The organism is Bradyrhizobium manausense (assembly GCF_018131105.1).
Lineage (GTDB): Bacteria > Pseudomonadota > Alphaproteobacteria > Rhizobiales > Xanthobacteraceae > Bradyrhizobium > Bradyrhizobium manausense_B.
On the sequence record NZ_JAFCJI010000001.1, the window covers coordinates 3,318,998 to 3,345,156 of the forward strand.

Annotated in this window: 32 protein-coding genes; 21 read left to right on the top strand and 11 right to left on the bottom strand. The window is 63.3% G+C overall.

Annotated features, from left to right (window positions below; translation table 11 throughout):
* Window positions 1–21 precede the first annotated feature (21 nt).
* The 3 genes from JQ631_RS15870 (at window position 22) to JQ631_RS15880 (ending at window position 2,385) form a co-directional block, all read left to right on the top strand.
* The gene (locus JQ631_RS15870; RefSeq protein ID WP_212327488.1) at window positions 22–993 is read left to right on the top strand and encodes a S1C family serine protease; all 972 of its coding nucleotides are present in this window, start codon (window positions 22–24) and stop codon (window positions 991–993) included.
* Window positions 994–1,022: 29 nt separating this feature from the next.
* Window positions 1,023–2,093 carry a carboxylesterase family protein gene (locus tag JQ631_RS15875; RefSeq protein ID WP_212327490.1) on the top strand — a complete coding sequence of 357 codons (1,071 nt, stop codon included), beginning with the start codon at window positions 1,023–1,025 and terminating at the stop codon, window positions 2,091–2,093.
* A gap of 85 nt (window positions 2,094–2,178) precedes the next feature.
* Window positions 2,179–2,385, top strand: a complete 207-nt coding sequence (locus JQ631_RS15880) for a hypothetical protein (protein WP_194478177.1) — start codon at window positions 2,179–2,181, stop codon at window positions 2,383–2,385.
* Window positions 2,386–2,470: 85 nt separating this feature from the next.
* Here the strand turns inward: JQ631_RS15880 and JQ631_RS15885 are convergent, their stop codons facing one another.
* From JQ631_RS15885 to JQ631_RS15895, 3 genes are all read right to left on the bottom strand, one after another.
* Entirely contained in the window at window positions 2,471–3,133 is a 663-nt protein-coding gene (locus JQ631_RS15885) for a DsbA family protein (protein WP_212327492.1), read from the bottom strand.
* Window positions 3,134–3,280: 147 nt separating this feature from the next.
* Window positions 3,281–3,757 carry a PaaI family thioesterase gene (locus JQ631_RS15890; RefSeq protein ID WP_212327493.1) on the bottom strand — a complete coding sequence of 159 codons (477 nt, stop codon included), beginning with the start codon at window positions 3,755–3,757 and terminating at the stop codon, window positions 3,281–3,283.
* A 3-nt stretch (window positions 3,758–3,760) separates the two neighbouring features.
* On the bottom strand, window positions 3,761–4,189 hold the full coding sequence (locus JQ631_RS15895) for an acyl-CoA thioesterase (RefSeq protein ID WP_212328618.1): 429 nt from the start codon (window positions 4,187–4,189) through the stop codon (window positions 3,761–3,763).
* A 106-nt stretch (window positions 4,190–4,295) separates the two neighbouring features.
* On the opposite strand from JQ631_RS15895, the gene JQ631_RS15900 reads away from it, so the two are divergent.
* A complete protein-coding gene (locus tag JQ631_RS15900) occupies window positions 4,296–4,844 on the top strand; it encodes a TetR/AcrR family transcriptional regulator (RefSeq protein ID WP_212327494.1) in 549 nt (182 codons plus the stop codon).
* Between the two features lie 47 nt (window positions 4,845–4,891).
* On the opposite strand, the gene JQ631_RS15905 is transcribed toward JQ631_RS15900, so the two are convergent.
* Entirely contained in the window at window positions 4,892–5,380 is a 489-nt protein-coding gene (locus JQ631_RS15905; protein ID WP_212327495.1) for a hypothetical protein, read from the bottom strand.
* Window positions 5,381–5,567: 187 nt separating this feature from the next.
* Here JQ631_RS15905 and JQ631_RS15910 point away from each other — a divergent pair, with 187 nt between their 5' ends.
* Complete coding sequence (locus JQ631_RS15910; protein WP_212327496.1) at window positions 5,568–5,843, top strand: PsiF family protein; 276 nt, start codon at window positions 5,568–5,570, stop codon at window positions 5,841–5,843.
* Between the two features lie 100 nt (window positions 5,844–5,943).
* Window positions 5,944–7,029, top strand: a complete 1,086-nt coding sequence (locus JQ631_RS15915) for an AbrB family transcriptional regulator (protein ID WP_212327497.1) — start codon at window positions 5,944–5,946, stop codon at window positions 7,027–7,029.
* On the opposite strand, the gene JQ631_RS15920 is transcribed toward JQ631_RS15915, so the two are convergent.
* Entirely contained in the window at window positions 7,026–7,652 is a 627-nt protein-coding gene (locus tag JQ631_RS15920; protein ID WP_212327498.1) for a pyridoxamine 5'-phosphate oxidase family protein, read from the bottom strand. The genes JQ631_RS15915 and JQ631_RS15920 overlap by 4 nt on opposite strands.
* Before the next feature lie 123 nt (window positions 7,653–7,775).
* Between JQ631_RS15920 and JQ631_RS15925 the strand changes: the two genes are divergently transcribed.
* Window positions 7,776–8,660, top strand: a complete 885-nt coding sequence (locus tag JQ631_RS15925; protein WP_212327499.1) for a LysR family transcriptional regulator — start codon at window positions 7,776–7,778, stop codon at window positions 8,658–8,660.
* On the opposite strand, the gene JQ631_RS15930 is transcribed toward JQ631_RS15925, so the two are convergent.
* Both JQ631_RS15930 and pobA read right to left on the bottom strand, forming a co-directional pair.
* Complete coding sequence (locus JQ631_RS15930) at window positions 8,617–9,072, bottom strand: PaaI family thioesterase (RefSeq protein ID WP_212327501.1); 456 nt, start codon at window positions 9,070–9,072, stop codon at window positions 8,617–8,619. The genes JQ631_RS15925 and JQ631_RS15930 overlap by 44 nt on opposite strands.
* A 212-nt stretch (window positions 9,073–9,284) precedes the next feature.
* The gene (gene pobA / locus JQ631_RS15935; protein ID WP_212327503.1) at window positions 9,285–10,454 is read right to left on the bottom strand and encodes a 4-hydroxybenzoate 3-monooxygenase; all 1,170 of its coding nucleotides are present in this window, start codon (window positions 10,452–10,454) and stop codon (window positions 9,285–9,287) included.
* Between the two features lie 251 nt (window positions 10,455–10,705).
* Between pobA and JQ631_RS15940 the strand changes: the two genes are divergently transcribed.
* From JQ631_RS15940 to JQ631_RS15980, 9 genes are all read left to right on the top strand, one after another.
* On the top strand, window positions 10,706–11,722 hold the full coding sequence (locus JQ631_RS15940; RefSeq protein WP_212327505.1) for a TRAP transporter substrate-binding protein: 1,017 nt from the start codon (window positions 10,706–10,708) through the stop codon (window positions 11,720–11,722).
* A 72-nt stretch (window positions 11,723–11,794) separates the two neighbouring features.
* On the top strand, window positions 11,795–12,304 hold the full coding sequence (locus JQ631_RS15945) for a TRAP transporter small permease (RefSeq protein WP_212327507.1): 510 nt from the start codon (window positions 11,795–11,797) through the stop codon (window positions 12,302–12,304).
* A 2-nt stretch (window positions 12,305–12,306) separates the two neighbouring features.
* Entirely contained in the window at window positions 12,307–13,626 is a 1,320-nt protein-coding gene (locus JQ631_RS15950) for a TRAP transporter large permease (RefSeq protein ID WP_212327509.1), read from the top strand.
* A gap of 11 nt (window positions 13,627–13,637) precedes the next feature.
* Complete coding sequence (locus JQ631_RS15955) at window positions 13,638–14,099, top strand: DUF3237 domain-containing protein (protein ID WP_212327512.1); 462 nt, start codon at window positions 13,638–13,640, stop codon at window positions 14,097–14,099.
* Window positions 14,100–14,388: 289 nt separating this feature from the next.
* Window positions 14,389–15,198 (top strand): crotonase/enoyl-CoA hydratase family protein, encoded by an 810-nt coding sequence (locus JQ631_RS15960; RefSeq protein ID WP_212327514.1) that lies wholly within the window; start codon window positions 14,389–14,391, stop codon window positions 15,196–15,198.
* Window positions 15,195–17,078: a feruloyl-CoA synthase gene (locus JQ631_RS15965; protein WP_212327515.1), complete on the top strand. Its 1,884-nt coding sequence runs from the start codon at window positions 15,195–15,197 to the stop codon at window positions 17,076–17,078. The genes JQ631_RS15960 and JQ631_RS15965 overlap by 4 nt, the downstream gene beginning before the upstream one ends.
* 22 nt (window positions 17,079–17,100) lie before the next feature.
* Window positions 17,101–17,862, top strand: coding sequence for an SDR family NAD(P)-dependent oxidoreductase (locus JQ631_RS15970; RefSeq protein WP_212327517.1), 762 nt, complete (start codon window positions 17,101–17,103; stop codon window positions 17,860–17,862).
* 18 nt (window positions 17,863–17,880) lie between these two features.
* On the top strand, window positions 17,881–18,312 hold the full coding sequence (locus JQ631_RS15975; RefSeq protein WP_212327519.1) for an acyl-CoA thioesterase: 432 nt from the start codon (window positions 17,881–17,883) through the stop codon (window positions 18,310–18,312).
* Between the two features lie 78 nt (window positions 18,313–18,390).
* Window positions 18,391–19,542, top strand: coding sequence for an ABC transporter substrate-binding protein (locus JQ631_RS15980; RefSeq protein WP_212327521.1), 1,152 nt, complete (start codon window positions 18,391–18,393; stop codon window positions 19,540–19,542).
* Window positions 19,543–19,618: 76 nt separating this feature from the next.
* On the opposite strand, the gene JQ631_RS15985 is transcribed toward JQ631_RS15980, so the two are convergent.
* Window positions 19,619–20,347 (bottom strand): glutathione S-transferase family protein, encoded by a 729-nt coding sequence (locus tag JQ631_RS15985; RefSeq protein WP_212327523.1) that lies wholly within the window; start codon window positions 20,345–20,347, stop codon window positions 19,619–19,621.
* A 38-nt stretch (window positions 20,348–20,385) separates the two neighbouring features.
* Complete coding sequence (locus JQ631_RS15990; RefSeq protein WP_212327525.1) at window positions 20,386–20,661, bottom strand: hypothetical protein; 276 nt, start codon at window positions 20,659–20,661, stop codon at window positions 20,386–20,388.
* Window positions 20,662–20,773: 112 nt separating this feature from the next.
* Between JQ631_RS15990 and JQ631_RS15995 the strand changes: the two genes are divergently transcribed.
* Both JQ631_RS15995 and JQ631_RS16000 read left to right on the top strand, forming a co-directional pair.
* Window positions 20,774–21,472, top strand: coding sequence for a helix-turn-helix transcriptional regulator (locus JQ631_RS15995; protein WP_212327527.1), 699 nt, complete (start codon window positions 20,774–20,776; stop codon window positions 21,470–21,472).
* Window positions 21,473–21,477: 5 nt separating this feature from the next.
* Window positions 21,478–21,792: a YkgJ family cysteine cluster protein gene (locus JQ631_RS16000; RefSeq protein WP_249160687.1), complete on the top strand. Its 315-nt coding sequence runs from the start codon at window positions 21,478–21,480 to the stop codon at window positions 21,790–21,792.
* On the opposite strand, the gene JQ631_RS16005 is transcribed toward JQ631_RS16000, so the two are convergent.
* Together JQ631_RS16005 and JQ631_RS16010 are read right to left on the bottom strand one after the other, a co-directional pair.
* Window positions 21,789–22,187 carry a hypothetical protein gene (locus JQ631_RS16005; RefSeq protein WP_212327531.1) on the bottom strand — a complete coding sequence of 133 codons (399 nt, stop codon included), beginning with the start codon at window positions 22,185–22,187 and terminating at the stop codon, window positions 21,789–21,791. The two genes, JQ631_RS16000 and JQ631_RS16005, sit on opposite strands and share 4 nt — an antisense overlap.
* Before the next feature lie 189 nt (window positions 22,188–22,376).
* The gene (locus tag JQ631_RS16010) at window positions 22,377–22,724 is read right to left on the bottom strand and encodes a DUF3307 domain-containing protein (RefSeq protein WP_249160689.1); all 348 of its coding nucleotides are present in this window, start codon (window positions 22,722–22,724) and stop codon (window positions 22,377–22,379) included.
* 390 nt (window positions 22,725–23,114) lie between these two features.
* Between JQ631_RS16010 and JQ631_RS16015 the strand changes: the two genes are divergently transcribed.
* From JQ631_RS16015 to JQ631_RS16025, 3 genes are all read left to right on the top strand, one after another.
* Window positions 23,115–24,554, top strand: coding sequence for a TAXI family TRAP transporter solute-binding subunit (locus tag JQ631_RS16015; protein ID WP_212327535.1), 1,440 nt, complete (start codon window positions 23,115–23,117; stop codon window positions 24,552–24,554).
* Window positions 24,555–24,673: 119 nt separating this feature from the next.
* Window positions 24,674–24,892, top strand: a complete 219-nt coding sequence (locus JQ631_RS16020; protein ID WP_212328619.1) for a hypothetical protein — start codon at window positions 24,674–24,676, stop codon at window positions 24,890–24,892.
* A gap of 152 nt (window positions 24,893–25,044) precedes the next feature.
* Window positions 25,045–26,154: a cyclic nucleotide-gated ion channel gene (locus JQ631_RS16025; protein ID WP_212327536.1), complete on the top strand. Its 1,110-nt coding sequence runs from the start codon at window positions 25,045–25,047 to the stop codon at window positions 26,152–26,154.
* Window positions 26,155–26,159 lie beyond the last annotated feature (5 nt).

Genomic DNA, 26,159 nt, shown 5'->3' on the forward strand with positions numbered 1-26,159 from the left:
GCCCTCAGCCAGGAGAACTCCATGACCGTTCTGACCGAATGGAGAGTGCCGTCGGCCAATCAGCCGCGTGCGAGCGATTACGGCTTCGACCTCAACCGCGCGCTCGCCTCCGTCGTCGGCCTGCACGCCATCATCCCGCCGGACGCCTTCAGCGCGGAAACGCTCGGCACCGAACGTGCCGGCAACGGCGTCGTCATCGATGACGGGCTGGTGCTCACCATCGGCTACCTCGTCACCGAGGCGCAGTCAGTCTGGCTTCACCTCGGCGACGGACGCGTGGTGGAGGGACACGTGCTGGGCTTCGATGCTGCCACTGGTTTCGGCCTGGTGCAGGCACTCGGCCAGCTCGACATCGAACCGTTGCCGCTCGGCTCATCGGCGGATGTCGGGCTTGGCGACCGCGTCGTGGTCGGCGGCGCCGGTGGTCGTACGCGATCGGTCGCAAGCCAGATCGTCGCCAAGCAGGAATTTGCCGGCTACTGGGAGTATCTGCTCGACGAGGCGTTGTTCACGTACCCCGCCCATCCGAATTGGGGCGGCACGGGATTGATCAACGAGCGCGGCGAATTGATCGGCATCGGCTCGCTCCAGCTCGAGCGTGAACGCGATGGCAAGGCCGAGCACGTCAACATGGTCGTGCCGATCGACCTCCTGAAGCCGATCCTCGACGACCTTCGCAAGTTCGGACGCGTCAACAAGCCGGCGCGGCCATGGCTCGGACTCTATTCGACCGAGATCGACAACCGCGTGGTGGTGATCGGCATCTCCGCCAATGGCCCGGCCGCGCGCGCCGAACTCAAGACCGGTGACGTCATCCTTGCCGTGGATGGCGACAAGGTCACGAGCCAGACGGCGTTCTACAAGAAGATGTGGAGTCTCGGCGCCGCCGGCGTCGACGTGCCGCTTACCGTGCATCACGAAGGCGTCACCTTCGATGTCACGGTGACATCGACCGACCGCTTCAAGCTTCTGAAGGCGCCGAAACTTCATTAGCAAGTCGTGACTAAGCAGAGGAAGCGGCGATGACCGAGGCCGTCGTTGACGACATCGTGGCCGTGCTGCCGCCGCTGCTCAATGCGCTGGAGGCGCTCGGCTACTTCGCCCGGCATTTGCATCCGCCGGCTTTCGGCTCGGTGATGAACGCCATCGGTGCGCCTGATGATGCACTGCAGTCGGCACATGCAGCGATCGGCCCGTGGCCGGAGCAATTCGCCGGACTGCGCGAGCGGCTCGATCTCGCCTGCAACGAGACACTCGCCGCCTTTGCCGGCATCCGCGACGTCGAGCGCGGCAATGGCGATCTGGTCGCAGTGTTCCGCGCGCTGCGTCATCTGCCGCGTGCGCAGGAGGCGCTTTACCCGCTGTCGATGCAGTTTCCGCCGATCAGCAACTTCTTCCTCAGTACCGCCCAACGCGGGAATGACGAACTGCTGTCGCGGCTGGAGGTCCGTGCGGGCGAGCACACCGGCATCTTCCACGATCACAACGAGCCCGGCAGCCGCGGCGGCTTCTCGGTCTATGTGCCTGAATATTACGCACCCGATCGTGCCTGGCCTCTCGTGATGGCGCTGCATGGCGGCAGCGGCAACGGCCGCAGCTTCCTGTGGAGCTGGCTGCGCGATGCGCGCAGCGTTGGGGCGATCCTGGTGGCGCCGACCGCGACCGGGCAGACCTGGGCGCTGATGGGCGACGACACCGACACGCCGAACCTCATGCGCGTGCTCGAAACCGTGCGCAGCCGCTGGAACATCGATACCTCGCGCATGCTGCTGACCGGCATGAGCGACGGCGGCACCTTCTGCTATGTCAGCGGGCTCGACGGCGCTTCGCCTTTCACTCACCTCGCGCCGGTGTCAGCGACCTTCCATCCGCTGATGGCAGAGATGGCCGACGCGACGCGGCTTCAGGGACTGCCTGTCTTCATCACCCACGGCAAGCTCGACTGGATGTTTCCGGTGCAGACCGCGCGGCAAACGCAAGCGGCACTCACCGCCGCAGGCGCCGACGTCATCTACCGCGAGATCGACGACCTCAGTCACACTTATCCGCGCGAGATCAACGCGGAGCTGCTGCAATGGCTGAACGCGGGGTGAACGAGGTGTCCTTGCCTGCGCCGCACGGTCGCGGAACCATCACTCCGGGCCGACGTTATCCGCCCGATACACCGGAGGGTTCGCCATGCAGACTTTTTTCGGAATGATCCTGGGCGCTCTGCTGCTCGCTTGTGGCGTCTATGTCTATGATTCCATGCAGACGTCGTCAGTCGCCAATGGCGAGGTCGCGACCACCAATCGCACCATCGTGAACTGGGACGTCGCGAAGGCGGATTGGGACCTGCTGCGCGATCGCGCGCACAAGGACTGGGTCCGGATCTCCTCGAAGTAATTTCGATCGACTGAACATGAACAAGGCGCCGTCGCGGGTCCGCGGCGGCGCCTTTGTCTCGGCTGCGAATCAGCGCAGCGATGCGTCAGTTCATCTTGGCCTTGCGGGCGTCGGCGATGACCTGCTCGAACTCGACCATGCTGAGCACACCCGGCACGCGGTACTTGCCGACAATGAAGGACGGCGTGCCACGGAAGCCAAAGGCTTCGGCCTGTTCGTTGTTTCGCTTGAGGACCGCATCGATGTCCTTGCCCCGCGCGGTGAGGTCGCTCTTGAGGCGGTCCATGTTGACGCCGACGGATGCGAGCAGTTCGTTGATACGCGACTCGGTCAGGCGCGAGCTGACGCCCATCATGGCGTCATGCGCCTGATGGTACTTGTCCTGATATTTCGCGGCGAGCGCGATCCGGGCAGCCGTCACCGAGACCGGTCCGAGGATCGGCCAGTCCTTCAAGACCAGCCTGACCTTGCCGTCATCCTGGATGACCTGGCGCAGTTCGGGTTCGAGCTTGCGGCAATAGGGGCAATTGTAGTCGGACCACTCGATGATGCTGACATTGCCATCCGGGTTTCCGGCCACGGGAACGTCGGGGTCGCGCAGCACCTTCGCTTCGGTGAGCACTTCGTCATCACCGGACGTTGTCGCGCGCGCCAGGGTCATGCCGCCGGCCGCAAAGGCACCCGCTCCAATCAAACTCAGCGCGGCGCGGCGCGTCGGCTCAAAGCCCTTATTCCTGAATCCATCCATATCTCGTCCCGTTTCGGTCCCATCTCCGCAGATACGCTTCGGAACCGGGAATTGTTACGAAGCATATAGAGTGTCGCGGGGCCGATGTCATCGCACCAGCCACGTGGTGTCCCCGGGTGCCGGGAAAGAACTCACCTGAATACCAAGCTAGGTCTGGATCGTATTGGCAACGTGGGCAGCCGCAACGCGGGGCAGCATGGCCATCAACGTTCCGGTCATGGAGGCGATCAGCGTGGCCTTGCCGTCGTGCTCGGCAAACGCCCGGGCTTCACAGAAGGTGAGCGTACGACCCGGCTTGATCACCTCGGCCTTGAAGACGAAGCGCTCGCCGCGGGCAGGCGCAAGCAATGTGGTCTTGAACTCGACCGTGAGGATATCGGCCTCGGACGGCATCAGCGTGAAGGCGGCGACACCGCAGGCATTGTCGAGCCCTGCCGTGATGATGCCGGCATGGACAAAGCCGTTCTGCTGCGTGAATTCGGACGAATGCAGCATCGCCAGTTCGACCTCGCCCGGCGCAAGCCGGACGATCACGATGCCGAGCGTGCGCATCGCCGGCTGTCCCTCGAACATCGCGATGGCCGCCGCGCGATAGCCGGGGTTCTTCGGCTCGAACCTGGGCATGCGTCAGACCTCTGCCGGTTCGGGAAGATATTTCAGCGCAGTTTCACGGATAGCCTCGGCGAATGGCGCGGATTTGCGCAACCCGCGATCCATATGCACCGCCGTAATTTCGCAGAACGCAGCGGTTTCGCCGGTCTCGGCATTCGTCATGTCGTGCCGGAAGCGGATCGATTTGTCGCGAAGCTCGAGCAGGTGACTTCGGACCTGGATGATGTCGCCGGCGAGCAGCTCGCGCCTGTAGGTGATGTTCTGCTGCACCGCCGCCATGCCGCGGCCGGAGGAGCGCAAATAACTCGGCGTCAGCCCAAGCCGGGCGAACAGATTCCAATTGGCCTCGTCGAATTTGCCGACATACCACATGATGTTCATGTGGCCGACATGATCGCACTGCCATGGATAGACCGTGCCGCGATAGGTCGCCTCGTGCTCCATCGTCATTCCCGCCCTGGTCCGTGTTTTAATCTTGATACGGTAGCGTATCAAGCGCCAGACGCGTTAGCAATACGGCAGCGTATCAAGAACCGGTGAGGCTTCTTTCATGAACGACGGCAGGGGCGACGTCTGGGTCGAGGCCGGGTTTAGCGAGCTCGCCCGCGCAGGGGTCGAGGGCGTGCGGGTCGAGGTGCTTGCCAAGAACCTCGGCGTTACCAAAGGTGGCTTCTACCGCCGCTTTGCCGACCGCGCCGCGTTGCTCGAAGCCATGCTGGTTCACTGGCGGGAAGGACGCTCGGCGTCAATTGCGGAGCAAACCAGCCTCGACGGGCAAGAACCACGCGAGCGGTTGAAGGCCGTGATCCAGCTCTATTCCGAGCGGCTCAACCCGGAAGGCATGGCAATCGAGCTCGCGATCCGGCAGTGGGCGCGTTCCGACGAGGGCGCTGCGGCTGCGGTAGCCAGCGTGGACGCGGCGCGACTGAAGCACGTCACTGACCTCTATCGCGCGACCGGTCTCGAGGCCGAGGCGGCCGAGGCGCAGGCGTTCCTCTTCTACTGCTTCATCTTCGGCCAGAGCCTGTTGTTCGTCGAGCGCGGCCCGCGCAAGCGGTCGCAGCTCGTGGCGAAATCGGCCGAGAAGCTATTGGACTAAAACGAGAGGCCGGAGCTTGGCTCCGGCCTCGAAATCATCCCGAAGCCTCAGGCGGCGCCCTTCAGCTTCTTGTTGCATTCGCTGTAATAGCCGCCGCCCTTCTCGATCCACTTCAAGCCGCCATTGCCGTTGGTGGTCTTGTTGGCGTTGTATTGGTCGACGCAGGTATGGAGGCGGGCCTTGCCGGCGGTCTCCTTGGCATATTTCGGATCGACCGCGTTCGGGAAAACGGCGTTGCCCATTGGCATCGTCGGTGCCGGGGCGGCAGCGGGGGCGGCTTCCTTCTTGGCCTGCTTCGGCTCAGCCGCGGGCGGGGGGGCGGCCGCAGCAGGCGTGGCGGCGGGCGTCGCATCGGCTCCGCACTGGGCCTTGCGGAAGTCATTCCACTTCATCGTACCGAGCGAGCCATCCTTCTTGGCCGCCTGATATTTCGCGCTGCACTCCTGCGAAGTCAGCGCCTGCGCCGGAGCACTCGCCACCAGCGCGGCAAATCCCGACACCGCAACTGCACACAACAATTTTGATTGAATAGTCATCCTTGGTCTCCCTCAGGGAAGCAAAACGAGGATTGCTATCCTAGCGTGTCCGGGACTTGCGACAAGGAAGCGATGGCCGTGAGGGCAAAAATATAGTGATCGCGCCGCTCGGATTATTCATGTCGCGTTCAGCAACACGGGCCGAGGTTCGCGCCCTTCGCAATTCTCGCAAGAAGAGTGCAGCATCATGACCCTCGCCTCCCGCCTCGCCGTCGTAGCTATCGCTTCCCTGTTCGCTACCGGCACCGCCTTCGCGCAGACCGCGGCACCTGCCGCCAAGACCGATGCCACCACGACCGCCGACAAGAAGGCGCCGAAGGAGCACTCGGCCGAGTCGCTGGAATGCTCCAAGCAGGCGGACGCCAAGGGCCTGCACGGCAAGGAGCGCAAGAAATTCCGCTCCGAGTGCATCAAGACCGCGAAGGCCGGCATGGCGCCTGCGCCGGCCGCCGACAAGAAGTAAATCCGTCACAATCCTCCCCTCGCCTTTGGCGGGAGGCGTACGCATTGCGGCATGACCAGCCTGCAATTGTGCGCCTCTCGCCGATTTGCGATAAGGCGGCGTGAAGCAAATCACCGCCTCCCGTCCGTTCGAATGGCTGAGCCGTGCCAGGGTTTTGAGCACCGCGGAGACGGTCGTCATCGGTGCGGCGGGCGGCCTGATCTTCCTGGTCGCGGGCCTTCCGGGCGGATTGATCTCTGGATCGATGATCGCGGTCGGGATCGCAGCGATTGCCGGACGCCAGCTTGCCCTCCCTCCGATCCTGACCCAGACCGTGCTGGTGCTGCTCGGCATTTCGTTGGGCTCGGTCGTATCGCGCCATCTGATCGAGCAGGTCAGCGCCTATCCGCTGACCATCGGGCTCCTGGCGCTGGCCACCTTCTGCTCGACCTTCGGCTCGAGCTACTACCTCCAGCGCGTCCATGGGTGGGATCGCACCTCGGCCTTCCTCGCCGGCAGCCCCGGCGCGCTGTCGCAGATCACGATTTTGGCGGTCGAGCGCGGCGCCGACCTGCCCGGAATCGCGGTGGTGCAGACCATGCGCGTCATCATCCTGACCGCGGCGCTGCCCATGGTGCTGGCGATCGCGGGCGTCGCCCCCTCCGTCTCGCCCTCGCTGACCACGACGATCGCCTCGCCGCTCGATCTTGTCGAACTGGTCGCCGCATCGCTGGCGGCGTCGCTGGTGCTGCGGCTGATCAAGTTTCCGGCCAGCTGGATGTTCGGGGCGATGATCGCCTCCAGCGTGCTGCACGGCGCCGGCTGGGTCGACGGCGGCCTGCCGAACTGGGTGCGAGGCGTGGCGCTGGTCGGCATCGGCGCACTGATCGGCAGCCGCTTTGCCCGGATGCGGATCAAGACGCTAACCGGTCACATCAGCGCCGCGCTGGGATCGTTTGCCGTGGCCATTGCCGTCTCCGCAATCTTTGTCGGCGCCGCCACACTCACCACGCAGGTGAAATTCTCCGATGTCATCGTTGCGTTCGCGCCCGGCGCCATGGACGCGATGCTGGCGCTGGCGCTCACACTGCATATCGACCCGATCTTCGTCGGCGCTCATCACCTCTCGCGCTTCGTGTTCGTCACGATCGCAACGCCGGGGATCGTGCACCTGTTCGGCCGCACCCAGGACGACGTCGACGATTAGCCTTCCGCCGTCGTGCCTCCCTTTAGAGCCGTAACCTGAGCCTCGAGTTCGGCGATACGCTGATCCCTGGCGGCAAGGGCCGCCGCCACATCCGGGGCATCGAACTTCTGCGGAATGTGTTGCGGGCAGTTGGTGTCCCAGGCGGCGATCTTGAACAGGATCACCTGTTCGGGCCGGGCGCGATAGCCTTTCGGCATCAGCGCATCCGTCATCGCATCGTCGTCCTCCACCACGCGCGCCTCGCCCCAGATCTTCACCCGGCGGCGATGGGCGTAGTCCATCACGAAGATGTAGGCCTTGGGGTTCTCCGAGAGATTGCCCTGGGTCAGATATTGCTGGTTGCCGGCGTAGTCGGCGAAGGCAAGCGTCTGCTTGTCCAGCACTTTCAGAAACCCCTTCGGGCCGCCGCGATGCTGAATATAGGGCTGACCCTCAGCTGAAGCGGTGGCGAAATAGAAGCTGTTGGCATCGGCGAGGAAGGCTTCGAGATTCTCGTCCACCTCGGTGCGCCACCCGCGCTGCTCGACCCGGCCATAGGCCTCGCGCGAACCCTTGCGCGCCTGGATCGCCTTCACCGCGGGGGTGAAGGCGACGTCGCTGGGATAGGTATCAATTGCGGTCATCGGAACATCTCCTGAAAATTCCGGCGCTTTGCTGCGTCTTTCGTAGTCTAAAATGGACCTCCCGGGACTAGGAACAATTAGCCCGCTTGACACTTCATCGTTGCAATATATGCAATAAAGCCCATGGACCGGCTTGAAGCGATGCATGTCTTCGTCACCGTCGCAGAACTGCGCGGCTTTGCGCCGGCGGCACGGAAACTGCGACTGTCCCCCTCGGCCGTGACAAGGCTGATCGCGGCGCTGGAGGAGCATCTCGGCGCGCGGCTGCTGCAACGGACCACCCGGCAGGTGAGACTGACCGACGTCGGCACGCGCTATCTGGAGCGCGCCCGGCGGATCCTCGCCGATGTCGAGGAGGCCGACGGCTCGGCACGGGAGGAGCGCAACCGGCCGAGCGGGAGGCTGGTGGTATCAGCGCCGGTCGGCTTCGGCCGGCTCCATGTCGGCTCTGTCATGACCGATTATCTCAAGCGCTATCCCGAGGTGGCCTGCGAACTCAGGCTGTCGGACAACCTCGTCAATCTCGTGGAAGACGCCGTCGATGCCGCGGTGCGGATCGGCCATCTCGCCGATTCCTCACTCGTCGCGCGCCAGGTGGGGGAGATGCGGCGGATCACCGTGGCAACGTCGGGCTATCTCAAGCGCCATGGCGAGCCGAAGACGCCTGAGGCGCTGCACGAGCATCAGACCATCCTGTTCGGTCCCGCGACGGCTTGGCGCTTCGCGCAGGATGGCCGCGACATCGAGGTGACGCCATCACCGCGCTTCACCAGCAACAGCGCCGACGCCGCCCTGCAATATGCCGAGGCCGGCGGCGGCATCACGCGCGTGCTGGCCTATCAGGCCGCCGAAGGGCTGAAACGAGGCCGGCTTAAGATCCTGCTGGCCAAATACGAGCAGCCGGCGCTGCCGATCCATATCGTCTATCCGACCTCGCGCCTGCTCTCGGCCAAGGTGCGCGCGTTCATCGATCTCGTGGTGGAGACGACGTCGTGGAAGTTTGGCTAGGCTTCGGCACCACCCGAAACGTCCCGCTGGCACGCGCGATCACGACGCCGTCAGCCTTGATCAGACTCTGCGCAAAGCAGATGGTCTTGCCGGTCTTGATCACGTCGCTCTCGATCGAACACCATTGGCCAATCTCGGCCGAGCCGACGAAATCGATCGAGAGTGAGATGGTCACGAACGAGGTGGTCCAGTTCGTCGCCTGCGCGCAGCTGTAGCCCATGGCGTTGTCGGCGAGCGCGGTGATGAGACCGCCATGGATCAAGCCGCGGCCATTGGTATGCGGACGTGCCAGCCGGAGGCCGATGATGACAGCCCTCTCAATTTTCTTCGCGTAGAGCGGCTCCCAGGGTTCGGTGAGCGGGCTTTTGCGGGAAAGTGGCTCAAAGCCGTCGGGGATGGCGGTGTCGGTCATGTCTGTCTCGTGCGCGTTGCAATGACGTCGCCATTGAACGCGATGGACGTGACGGACGCATCAATTACAAAGTTTTAAACGGGATTTGCGCGGGTGTTTGAAACGTTCGGCGCTGTCACTGCGAGGCGCGAAGCGACGAAGCAATCCAGAGTGCATCCCCGGAGGGATTTCTGGATTGCTTCGCTCGCGATGACGATGTGGAGGCACCGTCCCTAAAACGGCAACCCCACATAATTTTCCGAAAGCGACGTCATCGCGGCCTGCGACTGTGTCACATAGTCGAGCTCCGCGACCTGGATGCGCGCACCGATGCTGCCGTTGTCGGGGAATTTGTGCAGCATCGAGGTCATCCACCAGGAGAAGCGCACGGCCTTCCAGACGCGCGCGAGCGCCCTGGCGGAATAGGCATCGATGCCGGCGCTCGATTTCTCGTCGTAGAACTCACGGAGTGCGCTCGACAGATAATGCGCATCGCTGGCCGCAAGGTTCAGGCCCTTGGCTCCCGTCGGTGGCACGATGTGGGCGGCATCGCCGCACAGGAACATCTTGCCGAAGCGCATCGGCTCGGCGACGAAGCTGCGCAACGGCGCGATGCTCTTCTCGATCGAGGGGCCTGTCACGAGATTGTCGGCCGCTTCCTGATCGAGCCGGCGCTTCAGCTCGTCCCAGAAGCGATCGTCGGACCATTGGTCGACATGGTCGTCCAGTGAACATTGCAGATAATGCCGGCTGCGCTTCATCGATCGCATGGTGCAGAGCGCAAAGCCGCGGGCGTGATTGGAGTAGATCAGTTCGTGGCTGACCGGCGGCGTCTCGGACAAAATGCCGAGCCAGCCGAATGGATAGACCCGCTCGAACTCCTCGATGGCCGACGCGGGCACGCTGGCCCGGCTCACGCCGTGAAAGCCATCGCAGCCGGCGATGAAATCGCAATCGAGCGTATGGGTGACGCCGTCCTTGACCCAGGTTACGCGCGGGTGACTGCCGTCAAAATCATGCGGCTGCACATCCTTGGCCTCGTAGACGGTGGTGAGGCCGGCGGCTTTCCGCGCGTCCATCAGGTCGAGCGTGACCTCGGTCTGGCCGTAGATCATGACCGTCTTGCCGGTCGCGGCCTTCATGTCGATGCGGTGACGGCGGCCGTCAAAAGCGAGCTCGATGCCTTCATGGACCAGCCCTTCGGCATGCGCTCGCGCGCCCGCGCCGACCTGGTCAAGCAGTCCGACAGTTCCTTCCTCCAGAAGGCCCGCACGGATGCGGCCCAACACGTAATCCGGGCTCTGCCGCTCAAGAATGACGTTGTCGATGCCGTATTTGTGCAGAAGTTGCCCAAGCAACAATCCTGCCGGCCCGGCTCCGATGATTGCGACTTTTGTCCGCAATACTTGCTCCTCCCGATCCTGTAGGCTTTCGTCGCGGCTCGCTTGTCGCGGTCGTCCGCGCGCGATAATTATATCATATAACGGTTGGACAAAAGGGGAGGTTGGTCGCCGGGCGGCGACAAATCCATGCAACATCGCTGACGTAGATGACGCACCAGTTCCGACTTGAACGCGCCGGCCAATTAGATAACATGTTAACTAACGAGACCGGGCCATCGAAGCCCGCCGTCATAACGAGGGAGAGACACGTGATGAGGAAAGCCTGTCTGGCTTTGCTGCTGGCAGCAAGCGTGACGCCTGCGTTCGCGCAGGACAAGACTTTCGACCTGAAGGTTTCGCACTGGGTACCGGCGTCGCACCCGCTGCAAAAGTCACTGGAAGACTGGGTCGCCGCCGTGAACAAGGATTCCGGCGGCACCATCACGGGCAAGGTGTTCCCGGCCCAGCAGCTCGGCAAGGCCTTCGACCATTACGACATGGCGCGCGACGGCATCGCCGACGTCACCTACGTCAATCCAGGCTACCAGCCGGGCCGCTTCCCCATCATCGGCGCCGGCGAGTTGCCGTTCCTGATCTCGGACGCCAAGGGCGGTTCGGAGGGTCTCGACGCCTGGTACCGCAAATATGCCGAGAAGGAGATGAAGGACGTCAAATACTGTCTCGCCTTCGTCCACTCGCCTTCCTCCTTCCACTCCCGCACCAAGAAGATCGTGCTGCCGGAGGACGTGAAGGGCATGAAGATCCGCCCGGCCCACGCCACCATGGCGAATTTCGTTACTGCGCTCGGCGGCACCAATGTGCAGTCCTCCGCACCTGAAGTGCGCGACATCATCGAGCGCGGCGTCGCCGACGGCGTCACCTTTCCCTGGGGCTCCCTGGTGCTGTTCGGCATCGACAAGGTGACCAAGTTCCACATGGAGGCACCGCTCTACGTCACGACCTTCGTGTTCGTGATGAACAAGGACAAGTACAATGCGATGTCCGACAAACAGAAGGCCGCGATCGACAAGAACTGCTCGACCGAAATGGCCGGCGTGGTCGGCGAGCACTGGGGCAAGTTCGAGGATGCCGGCATCGACAAGGTGAAGGCGGAAGCAGGCCACGAGGTCTACAAGCTGACACCTGACCAGACCGCGGCCTGGAAGAAGGCAGCCGAGCCGCTGGTCAAGACCTGGGGTGACGGCGCCAAAAAGGCCGGCATCGATCCCGACGCTGCGCTGGCGGATCTAAAGGCGTCGCTGAAGAAGTACAACGCGCTGGCGGAATAGGTCGCATTGAACAGAAGCGGCGGCGGGAATCCTCCCGCCGCCGCTTTCCTGCATATTTGAGGGCCTCCACCCATGAAGCGCTCCTGGATGGACCGCATCATCGACACGATCGAATGGATCGCAGCCGCGTTCGTCGGCCTTGTTGCGCTGGATATTTTCCTGTCGGTGCTGCTGCGCAACACGCTGAACTATTCGATCCCCGACTCCTTCGACATCGGCCGCATGCTGCTCGGCATCCTCATTTTCTGGGGCATTGCGGCGACCTCGTATCGCGGCACGCACATTACGGTCGATCTGGTCTGGGGCAATGTCGGCCCGCGCTACCAGCGCTGGATCGACGTGTTCGCGACGCTGGTACTGCTGTTCGTCGTCACCGTGCAGACCTGGACACTGTTCGACAAGGTACGCGGCACCTACAACGACAATGTCCTGACGTTCGACATGCATATGCCGACCTGGCCGTTCTTCGCGATCGCGTGGATCGGTGACGCCTCGGCCGTGCTGCTGATCGCGATCCGCACCTACCGCCTGATTTTCCATCCCGAAGACATGCACGACCCCAAATTGAAGGCGACGGAGTAATCATGAGCACCGATGCCGTCGCCTTAATCGGCTTCGTTTCCCTGTTTGTCCTGATGCTGCTGCGCGTGCCCGTCGGCATGGCCATGGGCCTCGTCGGCGTGTCCGGCTTCGCCTATCTCGTCAACGGAACGGCGGCGCTGAAGCTGGTCGGCCAGACCTCGATGCGCACGGTCACCGACTACACCTTCGGCGTCATCCCGATGTTCCTGCTGATGGGCTCCTTCGTCAGCAATTCCGGCATGAGCCGCGAGCTGTTCCGCGCCGCCAACGGCTTCGTCGGCCATTTGCGCGGCGGGCTCGGCATCGCCACCGTCGGCGCCTGCGGCGGCTTCGCTGCGATCTGCGGCTCGTCGGTCGCAACCGCAGCGACCTTCTCCGCGGTCGCCTATCCCGAGATGCGCCGCTTCGGCTATCCGCAGTCCTTTGCGACGGGCGTGATCGCGGCCGGCGGCACGCTTGGCGCAATGCTGCCGCCCTCCACCGTGCTCGCGGTCTACGGCATCATCACCGAGCAGGACATCGGAAAACTCTTCATCGCCGGCATCATTCCGGGCCTCCTGGCGATGACCATGTACATGATCACGATTTTTCTGATCGGCTATTTCCGCCCGGACTTCCTGCCCAAGGGCAAGGTGCTGCCGTGGCGCGAGCGCTTTGCCGGCCTGAAGGACATCTGGGCGCCGGTGTTGCTGTTCGTGTTCGTCATCGGCGGCCTCTACGGTCTGCCCTTCCTGCCGCGCTTCACGCCGACGGAGGCCGGCGGCGTCGGTGCCACCGGCGCCTTCATCATCGGCGTCGTCACGGGACGGCTCGACCGCGAGAAGATCCTGATCTCGCTGCTCCAGGCGACGCGCACCGCCGCCGCTGTGTTCACGGTGCTGATCGGCGCGCTGATCTTCGGGTATTTCCTCACCGTGACGCAGACGCCGCAGAAGGTGACGGAATTCTTGACTGGTCTCGGCCTCGGCCCCTACGGCGTGCTGGCGCTGATCATGCTGATGTATCTCGTGCTCGGCTGCCTGATGGATGCCATGGCGATGATCATCCTGACCGTGCCGATCATCTTCCCCGTGGTCACGCATCTCGGCTTCGATCCGATCTGGTTCGGCGTCATCATCGTCATGACCGTCGAGCTCGGCCTGATCCATCCACCGGTCGGCATGAACGTCTTTGTCATCAAAAGCGTGGTGAAGGACGTCTCCTTCTCCACCATCTTCAAGGGCGTGATCCCGTTCGTGGCGACAGACCTGGTGCGGCTGGTGATCCTGATCGCCTTCCCGCTGCTGGCGACCTGGCTGCCGACGCGGATGATGGCGCATTGAAAGACGAAACGATGACCACACCGACTCTCGACACGAAGTACGTCTTCACCATCACCGCCAGGATCGGTGACGTCGTCACCGCCGGCGAGACCGGCATCGGCGTTCGCCGCATCATTCCGATCCTCGGCGGCGAAGTGAAGGGTGCGATATCAGGCAAGGTGCTGCCGTTCGGCGCCGACTTCCAGACTATCCGCCCCAACGAGCTGATCGACCTCGAGGCGAAATACGCGTTCGAGACCGACGACGGCGCGATCGTCTATGTCGAGAACAAGGGCATGCGCTTCGGCCCGGTCGAACTCTTGCAAAAACTCAAGCGCGGCGAGCCGGTCGATCCCAAGCTGATTTATTTTCGCACCGTGCCGAAATTCGAGACGGGGCATGAGAAATATCGCTGGCTGATGGAGCACATCTTTGTCGGCTCAGCCGCGCGCCATGCGGACCGGGTCGTGATCGACGTGCATCAGGTGGTGTGAAGGCTAGCCCTCCTCGTCGTTGCGAGCCAACGGGCCCGCGCGACGCGCGGCCCGATGACAGGCTCTGCGAAGCAATCCAGACCGCTCCGTGGAGGGATGCTGGATTGCTTCGCTGCGCTCGCAATGACGGAGAGTCTGGCGGTAGCCGTGTATTGCAACACGCTCCCAGCCTCCGATCGCCGGATCCGACGCCAGACAGATCACGGCCACGGGGCCATATCCTGCCCCGGCGCCTTATTGACTCCCCCAGAATTCGTTATACAACATAACTATTCTGACAAGGACGCAAATGACACAGGGAAACGCCGAGACCGCTGCCACGGGCGCCTCCGGGCTGCTTCAGATCGAGAGGGTGGACCGGGTTCTGACCGTGGGCCTGAACCGGCCGGCCAAGCGCAATGCGCTCAATGACGGCATCATCCTCGAGATCGGCGAGTATTTTGCGTCCCTGCCCGAGGACATCGGCGCGGTGGTCATTCACGGCATCGGCGATCATTTTTCCAGCGGTCTCGACCTCTCCGAGCTCCAGGACCACGACGCCACCGGCGGCCTGCTGCACTCGCAGATGTGGCATCGGGTGTTCGATCGCATCCAGTACAGCCGCGTCCCCGTCATCGCCGCGCTGAAGGGCGCCGTGATCGGCGGCGGGCTGGAGCTTGCCTGTTCCGCTCACATTCGCGTCGCTGAGCCCACAGCCTATTTCGCACTACCTGAGGGTCAGCGCGGCATTTTCGTCGGCGGCGGCGGCTCTGTGCGGCTGCCGCGGCTGATCGGCGTCGCGCGGATGATGGATATGATGCTGACCGGGCGCGTCTATAGCGCGACCGAGGGCGCATCTTACGGCTTTGCCCAGTATGTCACGGAGGCCGGCAACGGCCTTCCCAAGGCGCTGGAGCTTGCGACCAAGATCGCGTCCAACGCGCCGCTGACGAATTTCGCCGTGCTTCAGGCGCTACCGATGATCGCGGAGGCCAATCCGCAGACCGGTCTCCTGATGGAGTCGCTGATGGCCACCGTTGCGCAGAGCGACAAAGAGGCAAAACGCAGGATTCGTGAGTTTCTCGAGCACAAGACCGCCAAGGTAAAGCCGAAATCATGAGTGCACAGCCGTCCTCTTCCAGTACAGAGCGCGGCGTGAGCAATTCTCCGCTGCGGCCGATCTCGTTCGGCGATCCCGTCGTCGACATCGACCGTCGTGCCGATGGCACGATCTATCTGCGGCCGAAGCAGCCGCTCGGCGACTATCCCGTCCGCATCACGGATCGCCTGCACCATTGGGCGACGACGACGCCGGACCGCATCTTCATGGCGGAGCGCGAAAGCGGCCGCGGCTGGCGCAAGATCACCTATGCCGAGCTGCTCACCGCGAGCCGGCATATCGCCTCAGGCCTGATCCAGCGCGGCCTCTCGGCGGAGCGGCCGGTCGTCATCCTTTCCGGCAATTCGATCGACCACGCCTTGCTTGCATTCGGCGCTTATTATGCCGGCGTTCCGTTCTGCCCGGTTTCGCCGGCCTATTCGCTGGTGTCGAAGGATTACGGCAAGCTGTCCTATCTGATGAAGCTGCTGACGCCGGGCCTCGTATTCGCCGAGGACGCCGACAAGTTCGCGGACGCACTTGTCGCCAATGTTTCGCTCGGCACCGAGATCGCAGCGTCCTATGGCCATGTCCCAGGCCGCGACGTCACTCTGCTCGCCGACCTCATGGCAACGCCTGTTCGCGCCGACCTCGACGCAGTCCACGGCAACATCGGCCCCGACACGATCGCAAAGTTTCTGCTGACCTCGGGCTCGACCGGCAATCCCAAGGCCGTCATCAACACCCAGCGCATGATCTGCGCCAACCAGGTGATGCTGCGCGAGACTCTCGCCTTCCTCAAGGACGAGCCGCCCGTCATCATCGACTGGCTGCCCTGGAATCACACCTTCGGCGGCAACCACAATATCGGGCTGACGCTTTACAATGGCGGCTCGATGTATCTCGACGCCGGCAAGCCGATGCCTGGAGGCATCGAGGAAACCGTGCGCAATCTCCAGGAGATTTCACCGACGGTCTATTTCAACGTGCCCAAGGGCTATGAATCGCTGCTGCCCTATCTGCGCAACGACCAGGGTCTGCGCGCAAAGTTCTTCGACCGGCTGCATGCGATGTTCTTTTCGGGTGCGGCGCTGTCGCCCTTCATCTGGAACAGCCTCGACGAGCTCGCAGTGAAGGAAAAAGGCTATCGCGTGCCGATGCTCACCGGTCTCGGCGCAACCGAGACCGCGCCGTTCTTCATGTCGGTCAATCCGCGTACCAGCCGCTCCGGCCATGTCGGTCTGCCGGTGTCCGGCAACGATGCCAAGCTGGTGCCGAACAACGGCAAGCTCGAAGTCCGCGCCAAGGGGCCGAACGTGATGCCCGGCTACTGGCGCCAACCTGATATCAGCGCAAAGTCCTTCGACGACGAGGGCTTTTACAAGATGGGCGATGCGCTCAAGCCCGCCGATCCTGACGATCTCAACGCCGGCTTCGATTTCGACGGCCGCGTCAGCGAGGATTTCAAGCTTGCGAGCGGCACCTGGGTCAGCGTCGGCCCGCTGCGCGCGCGCCTCACCGCGGCCTGTGCGCCGCTGGTGCGCGATGTCGTCATCGCCGGCATCAACCGCGACGAGGTCTCCGCGCTCGTCGTCCTCGATCTCGATGGCTGCCGCCTGGTCAATCCGACGCTGCCGGCCGACAATCTCACCGTCACCGCGCGCGATCGCCTGGTGCGGGAGGCTTTTCGCGAGCGCCTGACGCGCTTCCTCGCGTCGGCCACCGGCTCGTCGACGCGGGTCACGCGGGCGATCCTGATGGACACGCCGCTCTCGATCGACAAGGGCGAGGTTACCGACAAGGGATCGATCAACCAGCGCGCGGTGCTCGAGCATCGCACCGCGTTGATCGACGAGCTCTACGCTGCCAATCCATCGGACCGTGTGATATCGGTCGGCTAAGAACTTATCGAAGGAGAACGCCATGTTGTTGAAGGATCAGGCAGCCATCGTCACCGGCGGCGCATCGGGACTGGGCGCTGCGACCGCGCGAAAGCTGGCGGCGCAGGGCGCCAGGGTCGCAGTGTGCGATCTCAATGCCAAGCTCGCGGAGACCGTTGCCGCCGAGATCAAGGGCGTCGCCGTGACCTGCGACGTCTCCGATGCCGCCTCGGCTGAGGCCGCAATCGCGCAGGCGAACAAGGCCCATGGCCCGGCCCGCGTGCTGGTCAACTGCGCCGGCATCGGCGTTGCAAAACGTGTGGTCGGCCGCGATGGTCCGATGGCGCTCGCCGATTTCGACAAGGTGATCAAGGTCAACCTGATCGGCACCTTCAACATGCTGCGCCTTGCCGCGACCGAGATGTCCAAGCTCGAGCCGCAGGCGAGCGGCGAGCGCGGCGTCATCATCAACACCGCCTCGGTTGCCGCCTATGACGGCCAGATCGGTCAGTCGGCCTATTCAGCCTCGAAGGGCGGCATCGTCGGCATGACCTTGCCGATCGCGCGCGAGCTCGCGCAGTTCGGCGTTCGCGTGCTGACCATTGCGCCCGGCCTGTTCCTCACGCCCCTGCTCGCCAACCTGCCACAAGAAGCCCAGGACTCGCTCGCCGCCGCGATCCCCTTCCCGCGCCGGCTTGGCAACGCCGACGAATTCGCCGCGCTCGCGCTGCACATGGTCGAGAATTCCTATCTCAACGGCGAAGTGGTGCGCCTCGACGGCTCGCTACGCATGGCGCCGAAGTAAGCGTAAGGCACGCAAAGCATGTTCGTGAACCGGCGCGACGTCCAGATCCAGTGGGGTGACTGCGACCCCGCCAACATCGTCTACTACCCGCGCTACTTCGCGATGTTCGACGATTCGACGTCGACGCTGTTCGAGGTCGCCGGCTTCTCCAAGCAGGACCTGGTCCGCAAATACGGCCTTGTGGGCATCCCCATGGTCGACACGCGATCCAAGTTCTACATCCCCTCGACCTATGGCGACTGGATCACCATCGAAACGAAGATCGAGAGCATCAAGCGCTCGAGCTTCGAGGTGAAGCACAACGTCTACAAGGGCGAAGCGCTGGCCATCGAGGGTTTTGAGACCCGCGTCCTGGTCGGCCGCGATCCCGTTAACCCAGACAAGTTGAAATCGGCACCATTCCCTCCGGAAATGGTAGCCAAATTCACAGGAAGCCAGCTCCGGAGCTAAATCGCCGCATCACCAAAAGACGGGGCTGAATTCATCCCCGATTTCTGCTTTCAAAGAAAAACGTCAAGGGAGGAATCAATGAAACGCTTTTACCTGACCGTCGCAATCGCGGCGGCGACACTGGCGCTGCCGGCCCTGCCCGCACTGGCCCAGACCAATGAAATCACCATCGGCATCAGCGTCACCACCACGGGTCCTGCCGCCGCTCTCGGCATTCCCGAGCGCAATGCGCTGGAATTCGTGCCGAAGGAAATCGGCGGCGTGCCGTTGAAGGTGATCGTGCTCGACGACGGCGGTGACCCGACCACCGCGACTACCAACGCGCGCCGCTTCGTCACGGAGTCCAAGGCCGACATCATCATGGGCTCATCGACGACCCCGCCCTCGATCGCGATCTCCAACGTCGCCAACGAAGCCGGCATTCCGCATTTCGGCCTCGCGCCGTTCCCGATCTCACCGGAGCGCGCCAAGTGGTCGGTGTCGATGCCGCAGCCGATTCCGATCATGGGCAAAGTGCTCTACGAGCACATGAAGGCCCACAAGGTGAAGACGGTCGGTTATATCGGTTACTCCGATTCCTATGGCGATCTCTGGTTCAACGACTTCAAGGCGCAGGGCGTGCCGATGGGCATGACCATGGTCGACGAGGAGCGTTTTGCGCGGCCTGACACCTCCGTCACCGGCCAGGTTCTGAAGCTCGTCGCCGCCAATCCCGACGCGATCCTGATCGGCGCCTCCGGTACCGCGGCCGCATTGCCGCAGACCGAATTGCGCGAGCGCGGCTATCAAGGCCTGATCTACCAGACCCACGGCGCGGCCAGCATGGACTTCATCCGCATCGCTGGCAAAGCCGCAGAAGGCGTGCTGATGGCGTCCGGCCCGGTGATGGATCCGGAAGACCAGCCCGACAGCGCTCTCACCAAGAAGCCAGGCCTGGCGCTCAATGCCGCCTATGAAGGCAAGTACGGTCCGAACAGCCGCAGCCAGTTCGCTGGCCATTCCTTCGATGCCTTCGAGGTGCTGAAGCGCATCATCCCGACCGCGCTGAAGACGGCCAAGCCAGGTACGCCCGAATTCCGTGAAGCCATCCGCCAGGCATGGCTGACCGAGAGGGAAATCCCGGCGAGCCAGGGCGTCTACAATTTCACTGAAAAGGATCGCTACGGCCTCGATGACCGTTCGCGTATCCTGCTTACGGTCAAGGACGGCAAGTATACGCTCGTGAAGTGAGCGCGGGCGGTCGTTCGAAACGACGAGAGCCGGCCCGATGGGCCGGCTCTTTTCTTTTGCGTGTTCTGGGTCTGCGTCAGGCCGCCTGCCGCAGCGGCGTCCAGGCGAACTCCGGATAGTAGGTATCCATCATCCGGTCGACATAGGCGGTGAGGTTCGGAAATCCTTCCGCGCGCTCGCGCAGGCCGGAGTCGAAGAACGGCGTCAAGATGCCCGAGAGCGCGCCGAACGCGGTCGCGTCGACGCCGCTGGGCTTGTTGCCCATCAGATAGGATTTGTCGCCGAGCTGCACCGACAGCGCAAACAACGAGCGGACGGCGAGATCGATGTCGTCATCGGGAGCGTGGCGGCCGAGCCCAGAGAGCAGATAGTTCTCGGCGACGCGGAATTGCGCATCCTCGCGCAGCTTCTCGCGGTTGTGCTCCGGCGCGCCGTCGAAGAAATGTGCAGGACCCTTGGCGAAATTGGCAGCGTCGACCCAGCGTGCCCCGACCAGCGCCCAGTAGACGTGATGCTCGATCATACGCTCGAACGCCCAGGCCTGCGCGCGCTCCTGCAAGGAGAGACCGGCGTCGAAGTCGAAGCCGTAGCGGCGCTCGATATGGGCGCGGATGAAGGTGGAATCGGCTACCGCCTCGCCGCCGTCATCGATGAACGGCAGCTGCCCCTTCGGCGACGCCGGCGGCATCGCCCGCTCCTTCCGGTAGGGCAATCCCGCCATCTTGAGCTGTACCTCGGTCTTGGTGACGAAGGGGCTGATTTCAGGCAGGCCGAAGCCGGTACCAAAGCCGTAAAGCGTGATCATCTGAGCTCTCCTGAACCTACCGAAAGAGTTGACGGAACCTAGTGCCGGGCTGCTGCCACCATGGTGGCAGCAGCCGTGATATCTTCTGCGAAGCGGGCGCCCCGCCAGGCGCGGCCCATCACATGGCGGACCAGAGCGTCCGCGGCCTGGATCAGCGAACGTGTCAGCATGGTCGCGAGCGCAACGCGGAGATCGACGATTGTGAGATCGAAAAACGTGAGGCGGCTGAAGGCCCAGGCATACAGCGAGGCATGCAACGAGGCCTGGCTCCGCCACAACGGACCGGCCGGACCGAGATGGGTTGGAATGATCATGGACAAATCCTCTTCAGTCGATGTGTTGTCCCGGTATAGAACTCCCCTGCTGCCAACATCCTGTCAGCAGCCACGCGCCGTTGTCTGATCCGCCCCCGATGAGAGAATTGTCATGAGACGCGCCGATCGGCTGTTTCAGATTATCCAGGTGCTGAGGCGCACCCGTAAGCCGTTGACGGCGGACGCGATTGCTGCCGAGCTCGAGACCTCGAAGCGAACGATCTATCGCGACATCGCAACGCTGATGGGCCAGCGTGTGCCGATCCGTGGCGAAGCCGGCATGGGCTACATCCTGGAGAAGGGTTTCGACCTGCCGCCGCTGATGCTGACACCCGACGAGATCGAGGCTGCGGTGCTTGGCGCGCAATGGGTCGCGGGCCACGCCGATTCGACACTGGCGCGCGCAGCCGAAGATCTGATGGCCAAGATCGCCGACACCGTGCCGGAGCGGCTGCGCCCCTTCGTGCTCGAGCCGGCGAGCCGCGCCCGTCCAAGCTGGAACAGGGAGCCGGATCGCCTGGACATGGCGCGCACGCGCGCGCAGATCCACGAAGGCAAGAAGATCATGCTGCGCTACCGCGACGAGCAGGGCCGCCCCAGCGAGCGCATGATCTGGCCCATTTCAGTCGGCTATCTCGAAGCCGTGCGCCTGCTCGCGGCGTGGTGCGAGCTACGCAGCGACTTCCGCAGCTTCCGCACTGACCGCGTTGTGGATGCGACCTATCTCGACGAGAGATATCCTGAGCGGCGCGACGTGCTGCGCGCGAAATGGCGGCAGAGCCTGGTCTGGGGCCCACCGAAGGACACATGACCGCAATGGAAGAGATCGATCTGTCGAGCTGTTGCCAGAGCTGCGGGGCCTGCTGCGGCTATTCGCAGAACTGGCCGCGTTTCTCGATCGAGAGCGAGGAAGAGCTCGCGGCGATCCCTGAGGCGTTCGTCAACACGCGCCAATCCGGCATGCGCTGCGCGGGCGATCGCTGCTCGGCGTTACAGGGAGAGATCGGCAAGGCGACCGCGTGCGGCATCTATGCGGTGCGGCCGGAGGTGTGCCGCACCTGCATGCCGGGCGACGCCGAATGCGCGATGGCGCGGCGGAAGTTCGGGCTGCCCGTGATCGAGACCGCTTAAGCGGGGACGGCTTCGCTGATCTCGTCGTCGATTTCGTCGTCCAGCGGTGCGAGCACCGAGAGCGGCTTGGTCGACAGCGTGATCGGCTTGCGGCTACCCGACAGCGACGGTGACGCTTTGGCCGAGCCTTCGCGTGACAGTGCGTAGAGCGTCGAGCCGACACGGCCGCCGTTCTCGATCAGATCGCGCTCGTTGCAGCTGCTTGCGATCGCAACGGCCAGCGAATGCAGATGGCTGCGGCGATAGCAAAACAGTGCCAGCCTGGCGCGGACGTCAGGGGAAACACTCTCAACAAGCCTCGGCAGGCCGCCCTCGTTGGCGCGGTACATCTCGCCAAGGAGCTCGTCACGAACCGGGCAGAAATCGCTTTCAAAAGCGTCGCGGCTTGAAAACATTGCAGTTCTCCCTCGTGACCGGAAGATGCAGCGCAATTCTCTAATGAAAGGTTAACCAACCTGGGCGGTAGTCACCCGGGGTGCTTGCTCTTATGGCGCGAATCAGAGCGGCGCCCTACCGGGCTGAATACGGGAGTGGCGCTGCGATGCCGCCTTTGGCGGGCCCCCTCAAGATCGGGTCTAAACCTCTTAGTTCGCCGCCATAAAAATCGAGAGGCCGAAGCCGGTCAGGTGGTGCAGCGCCTGATCGACGCCGATCAGGGTCCAGAACCAGGGGTGCTCCTGGTTGACGCCGAAATTGGCGGAGACCAGTCCCTTGGCGCGATCGACCGTGATGTGGATGACGAAATCGATCAGCGCCACGAACCAGAATTTCGGCGCGACGATCAGGATCAGCGGCAGCGCAACCGCAAGATGAACCAGGCAATGCACCAGGAGCGGCAGCGCCCAGCCATGCTTCTGGTCCTTGCCTTGCGCCATCCAGGCCGTTTGCAGGACGAAATCGGCGATGATGTGCTTGAAAGTAAGCAGCAGCATCCAGCCAATGAGCGCTTCGACCGGAACCGCCGATGACAGGGGTGGAAACGACAAAGCTGACGCCCTCGTTGACTCGAATAGAAAAAATGGAGCGTTCAGCAACTTCTTCTTGGACCCGGCAAAGCATCGGGACTGACGATTTATGACATTTCCCGCGCCGGAATGCAGCGGGGGGAACCGGAAAATCGCCAAGTGTGGCTAAACGGTGATAGGATGGCCAAACGACGCGGCGTGGCCGGGTAAGGTTACCTTCGGCGCGGAATTTGCATTCTCGCTCTGGAGCGCTATCATCCTCAGGTAGAGATTATCGTTCTTTTTTCAGACGCTTACGAATTTTCGCGCGCCCGCCGGCGATCGCCGTGCCGTCCGCCATAAGGCCAGAGTGCTGCCATGAGTGCTGAAGGCCCGACCTCGTCGACCGAGCTCCCGCCGCCCCGGCGTCCCAAGGTGATCAAGACCAATCAGCAGCAGGTCCTGCTGTATGTCGTGCTGACCCTGCTGTTGTCGCTGGCGACCGTCTGGGGCGGCCGCACCCTGTTGCACAATTCGGAGACGCTGACCTTTGCCGTCGGCGCTCCCAACAGCGACGAGGCCCTGTTCGCGACCAAGCTCGCCACGCTGCTGAAGAACAACGCCTCGCGCTTCCGGATCAAGATCGTCAACAACGCAGACAACGCCAAGGCGCTCGCGCAGTTCGATCACAGGCAGGCCGATCTTGCCGTTCTGCGCACCGACGCCAAGGTGCCGCTGCGAGCACGCGCATTGGCGATCCTGGAGCACGACCTCGTGCTGCTGCTCGGTCCGGGCAACAAGAAGATCAAGTCGCTTGCCGAGTTGAAAAAGAAGAAGGTCGCTGTTCTCGCCGAGAACGATTCCTCGCTCGCGTTCGTCCGCAGCCTCCTCGATATCCCGGAAGGCGCCGACGCCACGAAGATCCAGATGGCCCCCCAAGGGTCGACCCTGGACAAGCTGTTCGCGCCGGCCAGTGGCTTCAACGCAGTGATCGCCGTCGTCCACGCCTCCAGGGCCGTGCGCGACAAGGCCTATGAGCAGGTCGCCAAGCGCGGCGGCTTCACGCTGAATGCGATCGATGAAGCCAAGGCGCTGGCGCTCAAATTCCCCGGCATTTCCGAAGAGACACTGACGGCCGGTACGCTGTCGGCCTCTCCAGAAATCCCCGACGACGATCTCGACACGATCGGGCTCGAATGGCTGCTCGTCTCGCAATCCAAGATGTCGCCGACCACCGCCGGTGACCTCGCGCGCATCGTCTACGAGAACAAGTCAGCGCTCGGGCTCGACAACGGCTTTGCCACTCACATCGAGCCGGCCTCCGTCGAGAAGGACGCCTATGTGATGGCGCATCAGGGCGCGGCGGACTACATCAACGACGACACCAAGTCGTTCATGGATAAGTACAGCGACATGATGTATCTGGGCGCCGCCGCGCTCAGCGTCATCGGCTCGATCTTCGCTGCGATCTACGCCAAGGTCACCCGGATCGCGCCGGAAAAGGCGAGTGAGCTCGCCACCGCCATTCTTGATATCGGCGAACGCATCGAGCACGCCCATTCGCTGGATCAGCTCGAATGCCTCCAGGACGAGCTCGAGAGTATCTTGCGCGGCGCGGTGATCGGCTTGCGCGACGGCACGATCAGCACCGATGGGCTCGATACCTTCAAGCTGGGCTACGAATTCGTCCGCGACGAGATCGGCATGCGTCGCGACTATCTGAAGCGCCATTCCAGCGAGATCGAGAAGGTTGCGGCCCTCCCTCCCCCGCATGACGACACCAATGTCGTGGTGGTGAAGACAGCTCAGAGTGCCTGACCTATCGATTCGCATTGGGTGAGCGGGGGACATCCGCCGTCTAGGCGGATGGCGGGCCCCCTATGGAACCGTTTCCCCTGCGCAACCGTTGGTTTTCCGGCACAACCGGAGAACGCATCATGCGGGTGCTCCTTCTCATCATCTTGCTGGGAATGCTGGTTGCGGTCGGCTACTTCGGCTATTCGGCCATGTCGGTCGAAGCCGACCCGATCCCGACGGAAGGCTATGTGGCACTCGCGCTCGGAGCGGGGTTCTCCTTGGTCGTCGGCATCGGCCTGATGATGCTGCTGTTCCTCAGCAGCCGCCGCGGCTACGACGAACCACCACATTTCAAATAACGACCCTGGCAGCGCGTACGAGGCATCCGGGCCCTGATCCGGGCGGGTGGCGCGTCTGCCTGCCCCGTCGTTGACGGCCCCGGTGCGGGCGGGCACTTTGGCGCTGAGGTCCCAGCCTGGGACTGCAAGAGAAGGCCGAGCCGCAATCCCGCATGTCCAAGCCGATGTTTCCCGCTCTGGCCCAGTTCGTGGCCGCGACTGCCGGCCGCAATATGACCAAGGCGGCCTATGTGGCCGTGAGCGTCGGCATAATCAGCATGGTACTGCTGACGCTCGATCCGGCCTATGAGACGGCGCATCGCTGGGTCGATTTCCTGCTGTGGGCCTGTCTCGTCTATTTCGTGTTCGAATGGCTGGTCCGGTTGCGCCACATGGCCCGGCAGGGGCGACTGGGCCTCTACATGTCCTCCTCCGCCGGACTGGTCGACGCCTTGGGGGCACTGGCCGTGCCGGTCGCCCTGGTTCTCGGCGCCGAGCCCAAAACTGCCTGGCTGCTGAGCGTGCTCTGGGGGCTGAAGGTGGTGCCGGGCATTCCCGGCCTGCGCCAGCTCCGGCGCGTGCTGGTGCTGGAATCGGGGCCACTGATCAGCGTGCTCGTGATCTTCCTGATGGTGGTCTTCCTTGCCTCCGTTGCTGAATATTTCCTGGAGCGGGACGTGCAACCGCAGACGTTCGGCAGCGTCCCCGCCGCGCTGTGGTGGGCGGTCGTGACGCTGACGACGACAGGCTATGGCGACGTCGTCCCGGTCACGCCGCTCGGCCGGATGGTGGCGGCGATGGTGATGATCTCCGGCCTCGGCGTGTTCGGTCTCTGGACCGGTATTCTGGCGACCGGGTTCGCAGCGGAGACACGGCGAGACAATTTCCTCAAGACCTGGGAATCCGTCAGCAAGGTGCCGTTCTTCGCGGCGCTGGGGCCAGCGGCTATCGCCGACGTCACCCACATGCTGCGGACCATGGAGCTGCCGGCACGCACCATGATCATCCGCAAGGGTGCCCAGGGCGACTGCATGTATTTCATCGCCGCCGGCGCAGTCGAGGTCGACCTGCCCGGCAAGAAGGTCCAACTCGGTGAAGGTGCCTTCTTCGGCGAAATGGCGCTGCTCGGCAACAACATGCGCGGCGCCAATGTCTCGACCACGAAAGTGTCGCGGCTGCTGGTGCTCGACCTCGTCGACTTCCGCGTGCTGATGGCACGGCATCCCGATTTGGCCGAGACTATCGATGCCGAAGCGAAGCGTCGCACGCTCGAAAACAAGTAAGTGGA